Consider the following 16,956-nt stretch of genomic DNA (forward strand, 5'->3'; position numbering starts at 1 on the left):
TACGAAATGAAGGTCGATCTATTAGGCGTCATCAATCTGAGTGGTGAAGAAGGATTTTTTAAAGAATTGACAGAACATCGCAACTTGGCAGCAGTGCCATTTGCCGGTCGTTATCGGTTGATCGATTTTACATTGACGAACATGGTACAAAACGATATCGCGAACATCGGGATTTTTACGCTCGAGAAATATCGTGGAATGATGGATCACCTTGGATCAGGTAAGGAATGGGATCTTGACCGTTCAAACGGCGGACTTTACATCTTCCCACCCGCATTATCACAAGATGCGAATGAGTTCCGCGGGGATCTATCGAACTTCCATCTGCACCGTGATTTTTTCCTTCGCAGTAAAGAAAATTACGTCGTTGTCTCTGGTTCAAACATCTTATCTGCAGTAGATTATCGTGATGTGTTACGCGAACATAAAGAATCGAATGCGGATATCACGGTTGTTTATACGAAGCGTGAACTACCTTGTAAATACTGCCGTCCGATCCGTTTTGGCGAACAGAATCGCGTAACGGCAATCGGATCACGGGGTTTCCAGCCGACGGATGAGACATTCTACATGGAAACGGTCGTTCTGTCGAAAAATCTCTTTGTTCGTTTAATTGATGAAGCGATTGCTCGTGGTGAGTACGACTTACTTCAGAGTATCATTCGTTCGCAGTTGAACCGTCTACACGTGCATGGTTATGAGTACAGCGGTACATCACAAGTCATTCACTCGCTTCGTTCATACTATCGTGAGAGCATGCTGTTGCTTGAACAATGGGGAGCAATCAATGACTTCCAGCATGTCTATACGAAAATCAAGCATGAGCCACCGACACGTTATCTACCGGGTTCTGACATCAAGAACTCACTTGTCGCGAACGGCTGTAAATTAGAAGGAACGACGACGGACAGCATCTTGTTCCGGGGTGTCAAAGTCGGAAAACACGCTCGTGTCAAGAACTCGATCATCATGCAAAAATCAGTCATTGAAGAAGGCGCGGTCGTTGAGTACGCGATTCTCGATAAAGAAGTCACCGTCAAACGCGGTCAAGTCATCCGCGGAACGGCAGAAGAACCAATCGTCATCAAAAAACAAACAATCGTTTAAAGGAGATGTCATTCATGAAGGTATGGTTTGCTGCCACGGAAGCGACACCCTTCATCAAGACAGGGGGGCTAGCTGACGTCGTCGGCTCGCTCCCCTTAGCGCTTGCTGAGGAAGGGGCAGACGTTTCGGTCGTCTTACCCAATTACGGTCAAATCAAGGAGCAATATAAATCAGAGATGGAGTTCTTGTTCGACTTCATCGTGCCAGTCGGTTGGCGCCAGCAATTTGGTGCTGTCCTCCGTTTGAAACAAGATGGTGTGACGTTCTATTTCATCGATAATGAGTACTACTTCAAACGGGATGGCGTCATTTATGGACATTACGATGATGCGGAACGGTTTGCGTATTTCTCACGTGCCGTCCTTGAGATGATTCAACATCTGGATCGGAAAGAAGTACCGGACGTCATCCATTGTCACGATTGGCAAACTGGTGTGATTCCAGCGTTCCTGCGGATCCATTATCAGCACCTCGAGCGCTATCAAGATATTAAAACAGTCTTTACGATTCACAATCTACAATACCAAGGTGTTTTCCCAGAAGAAGTACTCGGGGACTTACTTGGATTGAGTCATGAACACTTCACAGCCGATGGTATTGCTCACAACGGTCTCGTCAATTATATGAAGGCAGGACTGGTCCACTCCAATCAAATCACGACAGTCAGTCCATCGTATCGTGATGAGATCATGGATCCGTATTACGGTGAGACGCTTGAGCCAGTCTTGCAACATCGCGCTGTCGACGTGCGTGGCATCTTGAACGGGATCGACTATCGTCAATTTGATCCTGCGCATGATACGCATCTCGTTGAGACGTATTCCGTTGATACCGTCACGGAAGGAAAAGCAAAAAACAAGGCTGCCTTACAAGAGGAACTAGGTCTCCCGATCAATCCGGACGTACCACTGTTCGGTTTCGTTTCTCGTCTTGTCGACCAAAAGGGAATCGATTTACTCGCGCATATCTTACCAGACTTGTTCGAACTCGATGCGCAGTTCATCATTCTCGGATCGGGTGAAGCGGAATATGAAGGGTTGTTCCATCATGCGACATCGATTCGTCCAGACAAAATCGCTTCTTATATCGGATTTGACGTTGGTCTCGCACAACGGATCTATGCAGGAAGTGATGCTTTCTTGATGCCTTCGCGTTTTGAACCGTGTGGTCTCAGTCAGTTGATTTCGATGAAGTATGGCTGTTTACCGGTCGTTCGGGAAACAGGTGGGCTCCGTGATACGGTTAAACCGTTCAATCAGTTCACGTTAGAAGGAAATGGATTCTCGTTCGCGAATTATAATGCACATGAGTTTTTAGAAGCGATTAAACGTACGATCGAGGTGTATCATGATCGACCAGTCTTTGAGCATTTGATTGAGACAGCGATGAATGAGGACTTCAGTTGGTTGCGTTCAGCCGACGAATACTTGGCTTTATATCGTTTGATTGCACCGTCCGCCACTTGATCGTATCACTGGGAAAAGGGGTTACGTCATGTTCAAAGATAAAGAGAAGTTCAAGGAGAGGTTTACGGAACGATTCGTTTCGATGCATGGCAAGGCAATAACGGAAGCAACAGAAAACGATATCTATCAGACACTTGCCTATCTGGTACGTGAGACGGTCACGACCGACTGGTTACGGACGAAGGAAACGTATATCCATAAAAAAAGTAAGCAAGTCTATTACTTTTCACTCGAGTTTTTACTCGGACGTTTCCTGCATAACAACCTATTGAGTCTTGATGTCTTAAAGGATGTGGAACGGGGACTTGACGAACTCGGATATCAGCTCAGTGATTTGACAGAAGAAGAGCCGGAACCTGGACTTGGGAACGGAGGGCTCGGTCGTCTCGCGGCGTGTTTCCTCGATTCCCTGGCTGCGCTGGGTCTGCCTGGACACGGGAACGGGATCCGGTATCAGTACGGTCTGTTTAAGCAAAAAATCATCGACGGCTATCAAGTCGAGTTACCGGATAACTGGCTGAAGAACGGGAACATGTGGGAAATCAGACGTTCTGATAAAGCGGTCGATGTTCCATTTGGTGGTCATGTCTGGCTTGAAGAAGTCGGTGATGGATATCGTGTCCATCATGAACCGGCTGAAATCGTCCGTGCTGTTCCGTACGATATGCCGATCGTCGGCTATCAAAACAAGGTCGTCAATAACCTGCGACTCTGGAGTGCTGAGTCTCCACTTGATGATGATGAATTACTTAGCCAATACCGTGGGAACTATAAAGATTTACTGGCACATAAACAATCGATTCAGACGATTTCAGAGTTCCTGTATCCGGATGATACGACGTACGAAGGAAAAGAGTTGCGTCTGAAGCAACAATACTTCTTCGTTTCTGCCGGATTACGGAGTATCTTGACGTCCTTTAAAAAGCGAAATCATTCATTGAAGCAACTCGGGAACCATATCGCGATCCATATCAACGATACGCATCCGGTCGTCGCGATTCCAGAGTTGATGCGGATTCTAATCGATGAAGAAGGATTTGGATGGGAAGAAGCATGGCGCATCACGAAGAGTGTCATGTCGTTTACGAATCACACGTTACTATCAGAAGCACTCGAACGCTGGCCGATTGATTTGTTCCGTCGCTTGTTACCGCGTATCTACCTCATCATCGAAGAAATCAACCGACGTTTCTGTAAGGATGTCCTTGCGAACTATCCACATATGGAAGCGCATATGCGAGATATCGCCATCATCGCGGATGACCGAATCAACATGGCGAATCTTGCTGTCGTCGGCACGCATTCGACGAATGGTGTCGCGCAGATTCATACTGAGATTTTGAAGCAACGCGAGATGCGACTATTTTATGAGATGTTTCCGCTTCGCTTCAATAATAAGACGAACGGGATTACACATCGTCGCTGGTTCCTCTCATCAAATCCAGCACTGGCAAATCGTGTGACAGAAGCAATCGGGGATAGTTGGATTCAGCATCCGTCCGATTTGCAAAAGTTGACGAAATGGGCAGAGGATTCAGCATTACAGAAGGACATCGCCGAAATCAAACTTCAGCGTAAAGAAGAATTAGCGTTGCTCATTGAAAAAGAAACCGGTATCGTCGTGGACCCGACCTCGATATTTGATGTTCAAGTCAAGCGATTGCATGCGTACAAACGTCAACTGTTGAATGCGTTACACATTCATTCGCTCTACTATCGTCTGAAGGAAGACCGTTCCTTCACGATGACACCGCGGACATTCATCTTTGGTGCAAAGGCGGCACCAGGCTATCATTATGCAAAAGAAGTCATTCGTTATATCAATGCGTTAGCTCGCTTGATTAATCAGGATCCAGACGTCAGTCCGTACTTGAAAGTCGTCTTCCTAGAAAACTACCGTGTATCGCTTGCTGAAAAGATTTTCCCGGCAAGTGATGTCAGCGAGCAGATTTCGACTGCCAGTTATGAAGCCTCCGGAACCGGCAACATGAAGTTCATGATGAATGGTGCACTGACAATTGGAACGCTCGACGGAGCGAACATCGAAATTCGAGACGAAGTTGGGGATGCGAATATCTTCATCTTCGGCTTAACACCACAGGAAGTCATGAATTATAAACAATACGGTGGTTACAGTGCGTACGATCAATACAGTGCCCAACCCGAGTTGCGACGGATCATCGATAGTCTCGTCGACGGAACATTATTTGCTCCAGGTGAATTCCAAGCGATTTACGATTCATTATTAACGTATAATGATGAGTATCTGATCCTGAAAGACTTCATGTCGTATCAACAAGCGCAGGAACGAATCGATCGGATGTATCAGCAACCAGAAGAATGGTATAAACGCGTCATTCTTAATATTGCACGGTCAGGTGTGTTCTCAAGTGACCGCACGATTAAAGAGTATGCGAATGCGATCTGGAACATCAAACCGATTCAACTCTGAACAAAAAGACACCGACAGATGTTTCTGTCAGTGTCTGATGCTTACGAACGGGAGACATCTTCACCACGGCTGACCCAATCACTATAAGAGCCGGCGTAAAGTCGGACATCAGTTTTCCCAAGTGAATGGAGAGCGATGACATTGACACACGCTGTCACACCACTTCCACAATAGAGGATAGGTGCTGTGACTGGTAGGATGTCGGCGTACAATTCTTTCAAATCTTCTGCGTCCCGTAAGCGACCCTCTGGTGAGAGCGCTTGTTCAAAGAAGCAATTCACGGCACCTGGAATGTGACCGGCGACGTGATCGAGTGGTTCGATTTCTCCACGGTATCGATCGGGCGCACGGGAATCAATGACCATCGTTTCTGTCAGCTGATCCTTCAGTTCTTCGAACGAGACAAGCATCTCATCTTGAAAACGAGGCGCGTACTGAGAAGGTTCATAAGTAGGAACGTCTTCCGTGACCGGAAGATCGAACGCTAGGTAAGAGGAGAATCCGCCCTCAAGGACGACGACACGCTCATGCCCGATCCATTTAAATAACCACCACGCACGAGCGGCATACGGAAAGCCATCGTCATACAAGACGACGAAGTCTTCTGGTGTCACACCATGCTGTTCGAGTGTGTGTTGCCACGCTTCTTTTGAAGGAAGCGGATGCCGACCGCCGACCTCATCGATTGGACCGGAAAGTTCAGTCGTTAAATTCAAGTGCTGTGCACCTTCGACGTGTTGTTCTAAGAAAGCATTTCGTCCATATTCAGGTTGTTGCAAGTCATATCGGCAGTCAAACCAGCGAATCTGATCCGTTCGGACGAGCTGTTGAAGATCTGCCATTTGAATCGTAGGAAACATGCCTCATCACCTTACCCTTTCTAGTGTTAATCATATGAAAGGTATCGCTTCATCGCAAGTCTTACCCTCATTCAAAAAGGAGTCGATTTACCATGTCATGGAAAGAAACTTATCAAAAATGGGATCAGTTCGCTGATTTAGACAGTACATTAAAAGAAGAATTAGTCACGTTAGCAACGGATGAAAAAGCAGCTGAAGAAGCATTCTATAAAGAACTCGAGTTCGGAACAGGTGGTATGCGTGGGGAAATCGGTGTCGGGACAAACCGGATGAACGTATACACTGTCCGAAAAGCATCACAAGGGTTCGCAGCATTCATTAAGGCGTCGGGGGAAGAAGCGGCAGCAAAAGGAATCGTCATCGCACACGATTCCCGTCACTTCTCACCAGAATTTGCGCTGGAGGCGGCACGGACGCTCGCAAGTAACGGCATCAAGGCGTATCTGTTCGACGGTCTACGTCCGACACCAGAACTTTCGTTTGCGGTGCGATCTTTACAAGCAGCAGGCGGGATCGTCATCACAGCGAGTCACAACCCGCCAGAGTACAATGGCTACAAAGTATATGGGGATGACGGTGGACAACTTCCGCCAAAAGAGGCGGATGAACTCGTTTCATACGTCAGCCAAATCGAAGATGAGCTGTCGATTGAACTTGAGAAAGAAGAAGTCCTTCGTGCGAACGGATTGATCGTCCGTGTCGGAGAAGAACTCGACGAAGCGTACCAAGACAAATTACAAACGATTCGTGTCTTACCTTCGATTCAATCGGAATTAGCGGATCCACTTAAAATCGTCTTCACACCACTTCATGGAACAGGTCTTGTGCCGGTAACAGAAGGCTTGAAACGTTACGGTTTCGAACACGTGACAGTCGTCAAGGAGCAAGCAGAGCCAGACGGTGCATTCCCGACCGTGACGTCACCGAACCCGGAAGAACATGCTGCCTTTAAACTGGCAATCGAATATGGTGACCGGGCAGATGCCGACATCTTGATTGCGACGGATCCCGATGCTGACCGTGTCGGAGTCGCGACACGTGATGCAGACGGAGAATGGACAGTCCTGACAGGGAATCAGACGGGCGCTTTATTGCTCGACTACATCCTTTCGCAAAAAGCGGCGCAGGGAACACTTCCAGCGAACGGATTCGTCGCGAAGACGATCGTTACGTCAGAACTGGGGGCATTGATTGCGCGTCACTATGATCTTCATGTCGAGAATACATTGACAGGATTTAAGTTCATTGGTGAGAAAATCAAACAATATAACGCATCGGGTCAATACGAGTATCTCTTTGGCTATGAGGAGAGCTATGGTTACCTCATCGGTGACTTCTGCCGCGACAAGGATGCCGTCCAAGCGTGCTTATTAGCTGCTGAGATGGCTGCGTATCACAAGAACGAAGGACGGACGCTCTATGAGGCATTACAGGCGATCTACGAGCAGTTCGGATACTTCGAAGAGTCACTCCGTTCTCTGACGCTCAAAGGGAAGGACGGCGTGGCACAGATCGGGCGAATCATGGATACGTTCCGTGAGAATCCACCGAAACAAGTAGCAGGAGAACAGGTCGTCTTGTTCGAGGACTATGATGCGAGCATCGCCCACGATTTGAAGACGCATCAACCTTCACCGATCAACTTGCCAAAATCCAACGTTCTGAAGTTCACGCTCAGCGATGGATCGTGGTTCTGCCTTCGTCCATCGGGTACGGAACCAAAAATCAAATTCTACTTCAGCGTCACGTCACCAGATGCTGCTGAGACGACACGAAAACGTCAGCAGATTGAAGATGAAGTCATGCAAGAAGTCGAACAAATTCAATAAGTCCCATACAGGATCACGTCATCGACGGGGTCCTGTTTTTTGTCTGAGAGCATTGAAAAGTGAAATTCGTGCAACCGGTTCCATTTTGAGGTACAGTAAACGAGATAGAGTTTATACGACAGAGGAGTTGGAAGACAGATGGAACGGATTCAACTAACAGAAGATTTATCATTCTCACGCATCATTCATGGCTTATGGCGATTGAATGAATGGGAGATGACGAAAGAAGAGCGGCTCGAATTGATCGAAGCATGCCTTGCTTTAGGGATTACGACGTTTGATCACGCGGATATCTATGGCGATTATACGAATGAACGCTTATTCGGAGAAGCTCTTGCTTTAAAACCGGAGTTACGTGACCGGATGGAGATCGTTACGAAGACGGGCATCAAGATGAAAGGGGATCATTTCTCGGATCAGTCCTTATCATTCTACGATACGACGAAAGAGCACATCATCAAACAAGTCAACCGTTCTCTTCAAGAACTCGGTGTCGAGTACGTGGATACGTTGTTGATTCACCGTCCAGATCCGTTGATGGACCCGAACGAGATTGCTGAAGCGTTCGTAGAGTTGAAGGACGCAGGAAAGGTACGGACATTCGGTCTCTCGAACCATACACCTGCCCAACAAAGTCTCATTCAGTCTCGCTTACCATTCATGCTCGTGACGAACCAACTCGAGTTGTCGGTATCAGAATTGAAACATTTCGAGGATGGATCCGTTGATCTCTGTCATGAAAATGAGATGCCGTTGATGGCATGGAGTCCGCTTGCGGGGGGGCGTCTCTTCAAGGACGAGCAATATGCACCGTTACGCGAAAAATTAGCTGAGATCGCAGAGACGATCGGGGCAGAAGAAATCGATGAGGTCGCATATGCATGGTTGCTCAAACATCCAGCACGTATCATGCCAATCGTTGGTTCTGGTAAGATTGAACGCATTGAATCTGCGGTTCGTTCGACGAAAGTATCGTTGACACGCGAGCAATGGTTTGAGATTTTGAAGGCATCACGTGGTCGTGACGTCGATTAATTGGTTTTGAGATAGACGCTCAATGCGCACGTTGTCCGTTAGCGAAATAAAGTGAGAGGATCGTTTCCAATATATCATTCGGAAGCAATCCTCTCTTTCGCTTACACATAGAATGTACGTCAAAAAGTAGACAAAAAAAAGCCCCATCTCAAGGGGGAGGAGAGATGGGGGATCTATGAGGTTAAGCTTCTAAACGAAGCATCTCCTGACGGTATTTATCTAGACGATCTTTACTTGCTGAAACGGCAGCTTGGTCATTGGCTTGAATCGCATCGAAGAGCGTACTGAGCTCATAATCGATTTCGAGACGTAGCACTGGAATTCGCTGCTCTGCATCTTGTCTACGGAAAGCTTCAATTACTTGTTTCATCTCGGCCACGCTCCTTTGTAAGTTGTCAGATAATTCTGATTTTTATTAGTATACTTGATTATTCCCGGATTGCCTAGTGCTAAACCTAAAAAAATCTAAAAAAACACACTTGAAATCCATACGGTTCCAAGTGTGGGAAAAATCATTCTGGAATACTGAAGCGTGCTTCTAAGCGATGTTGAACACTTTGAATGATTGTCGACATGATCCAGTAAATCGCAGCCGAGAACAAGAGTAACGGCATGACGAGGTACGTTGTCGCTGAAATCTGGTCAGAGACATACGTCAATTCTTCAACAGCAACGATCGTACCGAGTGATGTCGATTTGATGATATCGATGACAGAGTTCGAAAGCGGTGGAATCGCTCGAGATAGCGCTTGCGGTAAGATGACATCCTTGAATGTCTTACGACGCGGAATACCGAGCGAGTCAGCTGCTTCCCATTGTCCACGATCGACAGAGGAGATGGCAGCGCGGAACGATTCTGAGATATACGCAGAAAAGTGAAGCGATAAGCCGAAGGCGAGGGCTTGGAATCCAGTCAACTGAAGGACAACGAGACCATTGTATAAAATCAGGATTTGTAGCAGTAATGGTGTTCCTCGGAAGAACGAGACATATAAACGTGCAAAACCGCTAAAGACGGCAAGACGGCTATCACGCATGACGGCAAGAATCAACCCGAGAATAAGCGCAAAGACGATGGCGAGACCACTTGCAAGAAGGGTCGTACCAATCGCCTTTGCGTAGACGTCCGAGTTATCCCGGACGATCGTCAGTAATTCACTCACTTACTGATATCCTCGTTAAAGTACTTCTCACCGATTTTTGCAAGAGTGCCGTCTTCTTGCATCTCAGCGAGTGCTTTATTGAAGTCTTCTGTATACTTGCTGTTTTTCGCCATCATGAAGCCTGATTCGTTCTTGTCGAACGTTTCACCGACCGCTTTAACTTTGTAGCCTGCTTTCTTCAGCTCCGTCAAGACGAAGAGACGATCGTTCATGGCAGCATCAACACGACCTGCTTCAAGATCTTTCAAGACTTGGTTCGCACCTTTGTAGTATTTCACTTTCGCGCCAGCTTTTTCAGCTGTTTTGGCATAGAGTGAACCTTGTGTCGAACCGACTGTCTTTCCTTTTAAGTCGTCGAGTGTTTTGATGTCGTTCGTTTTATTGTTGACGATGATTGTTGAACCAGAGACCGTATACGCATCAGAGAAAGCGTATTTTTCTTGGCGCTCAGGCGTGATTCCCATTTGGTTCGCGATGACATCGATCCGTTTTGAATCAAGTGCTGGGATGAGTCCTTTGAAGTCCATCGCTTTGTAATCGACTTTATAGCCGGCGCGTTTTGCGACTTCGTTCATGACGTCTACGTCATAACCTGTCAATTTTCCTTTTTCTTTATACGTGAAAGGTGGGTACGTTGCTTCTGTACCGACTGTAATGACTTTTGACTCTTTATCAGAACCTGCGTTGTCGTTCGAAGCGCCGCATGCTGCAAGCACCCCCGCTGTTGATAATGCTGCTACAGCTAATTTCAAACCGTGTTTCATAGCGCTCTCTCCTTTATAAATAAATGATTTCAATTCCTAGTTTTCGAATAGGATTAATTTTAAGCTACAAGCAGTATCATACAAAGTTACAGGAACGTCTGTCAATAAAAAAGACTGCCCTTAATAGGACAGTCTGAAACATCGTAACTGATCGATGATGCGATTAACGGATCGTTGCTTCTGTTGAAGCATCGAAGAAGTGTGCTTTTGTCATATCGAAGAAGAGATCAAGCTGCGATCCCATCTCGACGTGTGAACGTGAATCAACACGTGCCGTGAACGCTTGTTGTCCGACTTTTGAGTAGAGGTAAGACTCTGCACCCATCAATTCAGATACTTCGATATGTGCTGGGAAGCGGTGTGCTGTTTTCGTGTCTTGGTAAATCAATTCCGCATGGATATCCTCTGGACGAATTCCGAGGACGAGATCTTTATTCGTATAACCGCGGTCGCGGAGAACTTTCATTTTTCCTTCTGGTACTTCGAATTTCTCTTCTGTTCCTGAAACATGGAAGAGACCGTCTTCTGCCAATTTACCTGTCAAGAAGTTCATCGATGGTGAACCGATGAATCCAGCGACGAACATGTTATCTGGGTGATCATAGACTTCTTTCGGCGTACCGACTTGTTGAATGATTCCCGCTTTCATGATGACGATCCGTGTCGCAAGCGTCATCGCTTCCGTCTGATCGTGCGTGACGTAAATCGTCGTCGTCTCAAGACGTTTGTGTAACTGAATGATTTCCTTACGCATTTGTACACGCAATTTAGCATCTAAGTTCGAGAGCGGCTCATCCATCAAGAAGACTTTAGCATCACGAACGATGGCGCGACCAATCGCTACCCGTTGGCGCTGACCACCAGAGAGTGCTTTTGGCTTCCGCTCGAGGTATTCTTCAAGACCAAGGATACGAGCTGCGTTATCAACGCGTTGCTTGATTTCATCTTTAGGGAACTTCCGAAGCTTTAATCCGAATGCCATGTTATCGAAGACGTTCATATGCGGATACAATGCATAGTTTTGGAAGACCATCGCGATATCGCGATCTTTTGGTGCTACATCGTTCATGCGTTTGCCATCGATGATGAAATCCCCACCTGAGATTTCTTCAAGTCCAGCGATCATCCGAAGTGTCGTTGATTTCCCGCAACCTGATGGTCCGACGAAGACGATGAATTAATGTGAAGGTTGAAGTCATCAACCGCTTTTGCATCACCTGAGTAGATTTTATCGATATGTTCAAGACGAATTTCAGCCATGTGTAGTTCCCCCTAATGTAAATGATGAAATAATAACGCTTACAAGATTTAGTATAAAAGAAGTCAGGGAGTCTGCCTATGGACAACCTGACTAAATGCAAACGTTTTCAATTAGGCATCATGCTACAAGAAGTAAGGTATAGAGAAAAGTAGCACCTTCAAATGAGCGAACATCGATTCCAGTCTGCTCCGTCAACCGGTCGAGTCGATACTGGAGGCTGTTTCGATGTAAGAATAGATGTTTTGCTGTCAGGGAGACGTTCAAATTAGCTCGACAAAAAGCAAGGATCGTCTCACGAGACTCTGGCTCGAGGGAACGGATGAACTGATCGACGAGTGTCGCGCGATGCCGGTCATCTAGACTTGAAAGGCGGAGCATGGCAGGCAAGAAACGTTCGATGTGCATCGAAGGAACGAAAGCAAGCGCTGCTTGTTCAAGTTGGAACTGAACGGCGATATCACCTGCAGCACGTTGTTGACCAAGCAATACCTTACCGTCGAGTACAAAATCAGATTGTAATGCTAAAAATAAATCGGATAGTTCTGACTCGATGACAAACTCTTCACGTTCAACGACCGTGAAGCGATGTGCGCTAAAAGGAATAAGGATGCTCGTCTGCGAAAAGAAAGAGGAGAGCAATTGTTGAATTTCTTCACTTGTCCGTTCATCGGTTGGATTGAACAAAAAATGGACAAGTCGGAACGACTGATCTTCCAAGGCATGAGCAGATTGGATACGCTCTCGCCATAGGTCGATATCAGACCGTGACGTCGTGATGATGCGTTCAGCGAATACATCAAGCAGTTGTTGTTCACGGTCAGAGATGGCAGTCGCCTTGATTCCAAAACAAAGTCCATCTTCAAGGCGATATACGCTATACTGTTCCTGGCAATAAACATTCGGATCGGTCGTAAGCTGGTCATTGAATACAGTCATCAGTTGTCGTAACACACGGCATCACTCCTAAATCGTACATAACTATCTCGACTTTACCATAAGTCGAAAATCGGAAGGAATGATAACTTATGTCAGATACGTTTTTACTCGTATTGAAACTTGTCGGAATCATTGTCATTGGGGCTCTGATTGGGGCAGTCACGAATCATTTAGCGATTCGGATGTTATTTCGACCACTTGAACCGAAATACATCGGAAAATTTCGCGTACCATTTACACCTGGTCTGATTCCTAAACGGCGGGATGAACTGGCAGCGAATCTCGGACGGACGGTCGTCAAGCATCTCTTGACGCCAGAAGGAATCGGGAAACGTCTCGCATCACCAGCTGTTCGTGGAGCCGTCACTCGGCTCGTCGAACAAGAAGTCATGAAATGGACGCGCTCGGAAGAGACGACGGAAGCGTGGATCGGTCGATTCATCGACGAACCAAAACAACGGATCCAAGGGAAAATCAGTTATCACTTGGAGCAGGAGTTTTCGCTCCTCATGGGCAAATGGCGTGAGCAGTCTGTGCGCGAGTTGATCGGGGAAGCCGGAGAACAAAAAATCGAGGAAGTCATGCCAAGACTCATCACATCCGTATTACACCAAGCAGAGGAATATTTTGATGGACCAGAAGGACGTTTACAACTTGAGGAAACGGTTGCTCGCTTCATCCAACAGCGTCTCGGAGGTGGGATGTTCGGGATGTTGCTCGCGAACGTCAACGTCGTTGATATGATTCAGCCGGAGCTGAAACGGGTACTTCAATCAGAGTCGACGTCTCAGTTCATCCTTGCCTTATTACGTCAGGAATGGCAAAAGGGACTGGATCGTCCACTCTCATCCTATATGACGGAAGAGACGGAGTCACGGATTCGACAGACCGTCAAAGAACAAGTCTTGGCGCGTTTACCGATTGAATCGATGCTTGCTACACCATTACGCGTCTGGTTGAATCCACTCGAGTCACAATTGCTCGAGCAACATGTCCCTGTTGTCATCGATCATCTATTTGAACGGACGACGAATCAAATCGGACAAATTCTACAAACGCTTGATCTCGAAACGATCGTTCGAGAAGAGGTCGGTTTGCTGGATACTGCGTATCTCGAGGAAATCGTCTTATCGATTTCTAAGCGAGAATTCCGGGCTATCACTTGGCTTGGAGGGTTGTTAGGTGGTTTAATTGGATTGATACAGGCGGGGCTTTATCTCGTCTAAACAAATTGGAGGTTTTACTCATGGCAGAAACAAACTTATACGATCACGCGTACACTCTGGAGCGTGCATTACGTGAAACTTCGGAGTACACGACATTAAAAGATTTGTACACGCAAGTGAATGCGGATCCGGAATCAAACGAATTGTTCGCATCGTTCCGTAACATCCAACTTGAATTACAACAAAAACAGATGCAAGGTGAAGAAATCACACCAGACGATATGGCGTCTGCCCAAACTAAGATGCTTGAAGTACAAAACAACCCATTAATCAGTCAGCTGATGCAAGAAGAGCAACGGATGCACACGATGTTGACGGAAGTCACACAAATCATCATGAAGCCATTAGAAGAACTCTACGCGCCAATGATGGAGCAACAAGACGACGTCCAATAAGTAATCAAAAAGGAAGACGGCCATAATGGCACGTCTTCCTTTTTTGTATGGCTCAAGATGAAGCAGGGACGATCCGTGGCAAGTAAGCGCGCTCGAAATGAATCAAACGACCTGAACGTGTGACGCGAGCTGCATGATGGGCGTATCCACTCTCATTGAGACGTCGAATCCCTTCTTCTCGTGCCTGTCCATCTGTTTCTGCTTCAAAAACGTCATCGAGTAACGTTTCACCACGATCTGAAAAGACTGTCATCGTATACTGCATACTTGTTCCTCCCTTGTCTAATCGGTATTGTATTCAGTATAATGAATCGCTATTCATTTTACAAGCGCAAGTCTAAGTCTTGCCACGTCAGTTGTCTCGCAGCAGGAGGTGTAGTAAGGTGACTGACCGTCATACCAATCAAACGGATTGGTCCGTCGAAGGTGATGCCATTGAAGAGTTTCGTTGTTTCCTCAAGTAATCGTTCTTCGTCCGCCGTCTCTTCTGAAAATGTATGCCGTTTCGAACGTGACTGGAATGTATCAGTCTTCCACTTGATCGTGATCGTTCGGCAAACGAGTTCTTTTTTTTGAAGACTCGCAATGACGGATTTTGATTCTCGAATCAACGTCTCAAATATCGTATCGATATCCTCCGTATCTTCTTCGAAGGTCGTCTCAGAACCGATTGATTTTCGCTCGCGTTCCGGACGAACCGGACGCTCGTCGATCCCATGCGCCATCGCATGTAGTTCCGTTCCCCGATCGCGTCCAAGCAATGCTCGTAATTGTTCGACCGGCATTGCTTGAACATCTGCGACGGTTTCAATCCCTTGTTTGCGTAACGCTTGTTCCGTGACTTTTCCGACGCCATGTAAGTCTCCAATTTTTAATGGAGATAAGAAACTCAGGACGTCCTCTGGAGGAACGACCGTCAATCCGTTCGGTTTCTCGTATCCGGAAGCGACCTTCGCGACGAGTTTAGAGTTAGAAACACCAGCAGAGGCAGTCAGACCTGTCCGTTCTTTAATTTGTTGTAGAACATATTGCGCAATATAGGTCGCACTTTTTTGATCAAAGTAATTTTCGGTGACGTCGAGGTACGCCTCATCCAGTGAGAGGGGCTCGACGAGCGGTGTCACTTCTCGAAAAAGTGCCATGATTTGCGCACTGACAGCCCGGTAGACGTCAAAGCGAGGACGAATGAAGACGGCACGAGGGCAAAGCTGGAAGGCACGTCTTGACGGCATCGCGCTATGGATGCCGTATTTCCGTGCTTCATAGGAACAGGTCGCTACGACACCGCGTGCATGAGGCGGTCCACCGACGACGACGGGAACACCTTTTAATCGAGGACGATCGCGTTGCTCGACGGAAGCGTAAAAGGCGTCCATATCAATATGAATGATTTTTCGTTCCATCGTACAAGCGTCTCCTTTCAGTAGATATGATACAATTAGTATAACGAACTTATGTTCTGATATCTATTTTTTTGGTCGACTGTTCTTTGGCATCCGAACAAGAGCGCCTAACCATCCACGCCAGCGCATCCAGTAGAAGATGCCACCGGTCGAGAGAAAGATTAGACCTAGGGATAGGGCGTAACCATATTTCCATTCTAATTCCGGCATGATTTTAAAGTTCATCCCCCAAATTGCACCGAGGGCCATCGTTGGTGTCGCGACGGCAGTAAAAATCGTTAACGCCTTCATGATTTCGTTTCCACGGAAGTTCGAGACGGTCGTCGATAAGTCGAGCAGGACCTCAATGTCTTTTTGATAATGTTCGATGAGCATTAACAGGCGGCGGACACGTTTCGTAGATAGCTTCAACGAGAGATCCTCGAGATACGTGTCCTCGTCGAGAAATGATTCTTCACCAGCCATGACGAGCTCTTGAAACGGAACGATCAAATCGGACCAGTTCTCGATCGTGTCGCGTAGCGCGAAGATGCTATCAAGCGAATCTTCATTAATGCTGCCACGCAGTTCATCTTGTCTTGAGAACAGTTCCGTCTCAAACTGATCGATACCGGCAAAATATGTGTTCAGCTGTAAAGCAAGAATCGTATAAAAAGCAGCGAACGGATGCGCGGGCGAGTAGGGGGCAACGAGTGTCACGATCGATTCCGACAATCCGATCGTGATCAGTTTTTCTTTCGTCACATAAAAACAAATCGAGCGACGGTCACTTTTGTCGACGGGATTTTGCCAGGTGACGACAGCACCATAAAGAACCCCTTTTTCCGACCGGGTAAAGTTCATGTCTTTTGATCGTAGCTGCGTGAGCCAGTCCATTTCGGATTGGTCGACGGTAGCCGCCGGAAATGTTTGTTCATAGTCAGCTAAATCGAGATAGCGGGACCAATTAAATTGAGGTTCCAGTTCCATGTTCATGACTCCCATATAGTAGAATGAAATAGTATATGCCTTAAGTGTAGTCAATGGAATAAAAAAAGACACCTATTTTACAGATAAAGG

The 16,956-nt window shown here is 46.7% G+C and carries 15 protein-coding genes and 1 pseudogene; 7 read left to right on the forward strand and 9 right to left on the reverse strand.

Going from position 1 to position 16,956, the window contains the following annotated elements:
• Positions 1 to 6 precede the first annotated feature (6 nt).
• Genes glgD through P401_RS0101505 form a run of 3 tightly spaced genes read left to right on the forward strand, consistent with a single transcriptional unit; the run spans position 7 to position 5,025 of the window.
• Positions 7 to 1,107: a glucose-1-phosphate adenylyltransferase subunit GlgD gene (glgD, locus tag P401_RS0101495; RefSeq protein ID WP_023467325.1), complete on the forward strand. Its 1,101-nt coding sequence runs from the start codon at positions 7 to 9 to the stop codon at positions 1,105 to 1,107.
• A gap of 14 nt (positions 1,108 to 1,121) precedes the next feature.
• Positions 1,122 to 2,573, forward strand: a complete 1,452-nt coding sequence (gene glgA, locus P401_RS0101500) for a glycogen synthase GlgA (RefSeq protein ID WP_029340919.1) — start codon at positions 1,122 to 1,124, stop codon at positions 2,571 to 2,573.
• A 28-nt stretch (positions 2,574 to 2,601) separates the two neighbouring features.
• Complete coding sequence (locus P401_RS0101505) at positions 2,602 to 5,025, forward strand: glycogen/starch/alpha-glucan phosphorylase (protein WP_029340920.1); 2,424 nt, start codon at positions 2,602 to 2,604, stop codon at positions 5,023 to 5,025.
• Positions 5,026 to 5,066: 41 nt separating this feature from the next.
• Here the strand turns inward: P401_RS0101505 and P401_RS0101510 are convergent, their stop codons facing one another.
• A complete protein-coding gene (locus P401_RS0101510; protein WP_029340921.1) occupies positions 5,067 to 5,885 on the reverse strand; it encodes a sulfurtransferase in 819 nt (272 codons plus the stop codon).
• 92 nt (positions 5,886 to 5,977) lie between these two features.
• On the opposite strand from P401_RS0101510, the gene P401_RS0101515 reads away from it, so the two are divergent.
• Positions 5,978 to 7,714, forward strand: a complete 1,737-nt coding sequence (locus P401_RS0101515) for a phospho-sugar mutase (protein ID WP_029340922.1) — start codon at positions 5,978 to 5,980, stop codon at positions 7,712 to 7,714.
• A gap of 138 nt (positions 7,715 to 7,852) precedes the next feature.
• Entirely contained in the window at positions 7,853 to 8,749 is an 897-nt protein-coding gene (locus tag P401_RS0101520; RefSeq protein WP_029340923.1) for an aldo/keto reductase, read from the forward strand.
• A gap of 181 nt (positions 8,750 to 8,930) precedes the next feature.
• On the opposite strand, the gene P401_RS0101525 is transcribed toward P401_RS0101520, so the two are convergent.
• The 5 genes and pseudogenes from P401_RS0101525 to P401_RS0101545 all read right to left on the reverse strand — a co-directional run bounded on the left by P401_RS0101525 (position 8,931) and on the right by P401_RS0101545 (position 12,888).
• On the reverse strand, positions 8,931 to 9,119 hold the full coding sequence (locus tag P401_RS0101525; protein ID WP_029340924.1) for a hypothetical protein: 189 nt from the start codon (positions 9,117 to 9,119) through the stop codon (positions 8,931 to 8,933).
• A 142-nt stretch (positions 9,120 to 9,261) separates the two neighbouring features.
• A complete protein-coding gene (locus tag P401_RS0101530; RefSeq protein WP_029340925.1) occupies positions 9,262 to 9,912 on the reverse strand; it encodes an amino acid ABC transporter permease in 651 nt (216 codons plus the stop codon).
• Positions 9,909 to 10,676, reverse strand: coding sequence for a transporter substrate-binding domain-containing protein (locus P401_RS0101535; protein ID WP_029340926.1), 768 nt, complete (start codon positions 10,674 to 10,676; stop codon positions 9,909 to 9,911). Before P401_RS0101535 ends, P401_RS0101530 begins: the two co-directional genes overlap by 4 nt.
• A 163-nt stretch (positions 10,677 to 10,839) precedes the next feature.
• Positions 10,840 to 11,936, reverse strand: a pseudogene (locus P401_RS17425) (ABC transporter ATP-binding protein).
• A 118-nt stretch (positions 11,937 to 12,054) separates the two neighbouring features.
• Positions 12,055 to 12,888, reverse strand: coding sequence for a PucR family transcriptional regulator (locus tag P401_RS0101545; protein ID WP_029340927.1), 834 nt, complete (start codon positions 12,886 to 12,888; stop codon positions 12,055 to 12,057).
• 74 nt (positions 12,889 to 12,962) lie between these two features.
• Here P401_RS0101545 and P401_RS0101550 point away from each other — a divergent pair, with 74 nt between their 5' ends.
• Together P401_RS0101550 and P401_RS0101555 are read left to right on the forward strand one after the other, a co-directional pair.
• A complete protein-coding gene (locus P401_RS0101550) occupies positions 12,963 to 14,099 on the forward strand; it encodes a DUF445 domain-containing protein (protein ID WP_029340928.1) in 1,137 nt (378 codons plus the stop codon).
• A gap of 20 nt (positions 14,100 to 14,119) precedes the next feature.
• Positions 14,120 to 14,494: a YlbF/YmcA family competence regulator gene (locus P401_RS0101555; protein WP_023467337.1), complete on the forward strand. Its 375-nt coding sequence runs from the start codon at positions 14,120 to 14,122 to the stop codon at positions 14,492 to 14,494.
• 52 nt (positions 14,495 to 14,546) lie between these two features.
• Here the strand turns inward: P401_RS0101555 and P401_RS0101560 are convergent, their stop codons facing one another.
• From P401_RS0101560 to P401_RS0101570, 3 genes are all read right to left on the reverse strand, one after another.
• Positions 14,547 to 14,759 (reverse strand): YhzD family protein, encoded by a 213-nt coding sequence (locus P401_RS0101560; protein ID WP_029340929.1) that lies wholly within the window; start codon positions 14,757 to 14,759, stop codon positions 14,547 to 14,549.
• 58 nt (positions 14,760 to 14,817) lie between these two features.
• On the reverse strand, positions 14,818 to 15,897 hold the full coding sequence (gene dinB, locus P401_RS0101565; protein ID WP_029340930.1) for a DNA polymerase IV: 1,080 nt from the start codon (positions 15,895 to 15,897) through the stop codon (positions 14,818 to 14,820).
• Positions 15,898 to 15,960: 63 nt separating this feature from the next.
• Entirely contained in the window at positions 15,961 to 16,866 is a 906-nt protein-coding gene (locus P401_RS0101570) for a magnesium transporter CorA family protein (RefSeq protein WP_029340931.1), read from the reverse strand.
• Positions 16,867 to 16,956: the final 90 nt, after the last annotated feature.

The sequence above is a fragment of the Exiguobacterium acetylicum DSM 20416 genome (assembly GCF_000702605.1).
GTDB lineage: Bacteria > Bacillota > Bacilli > Exiguobacteriales > Exiguobacteriaceae > Exiguobacterium_A > Exiguobacterium_A acetylicum.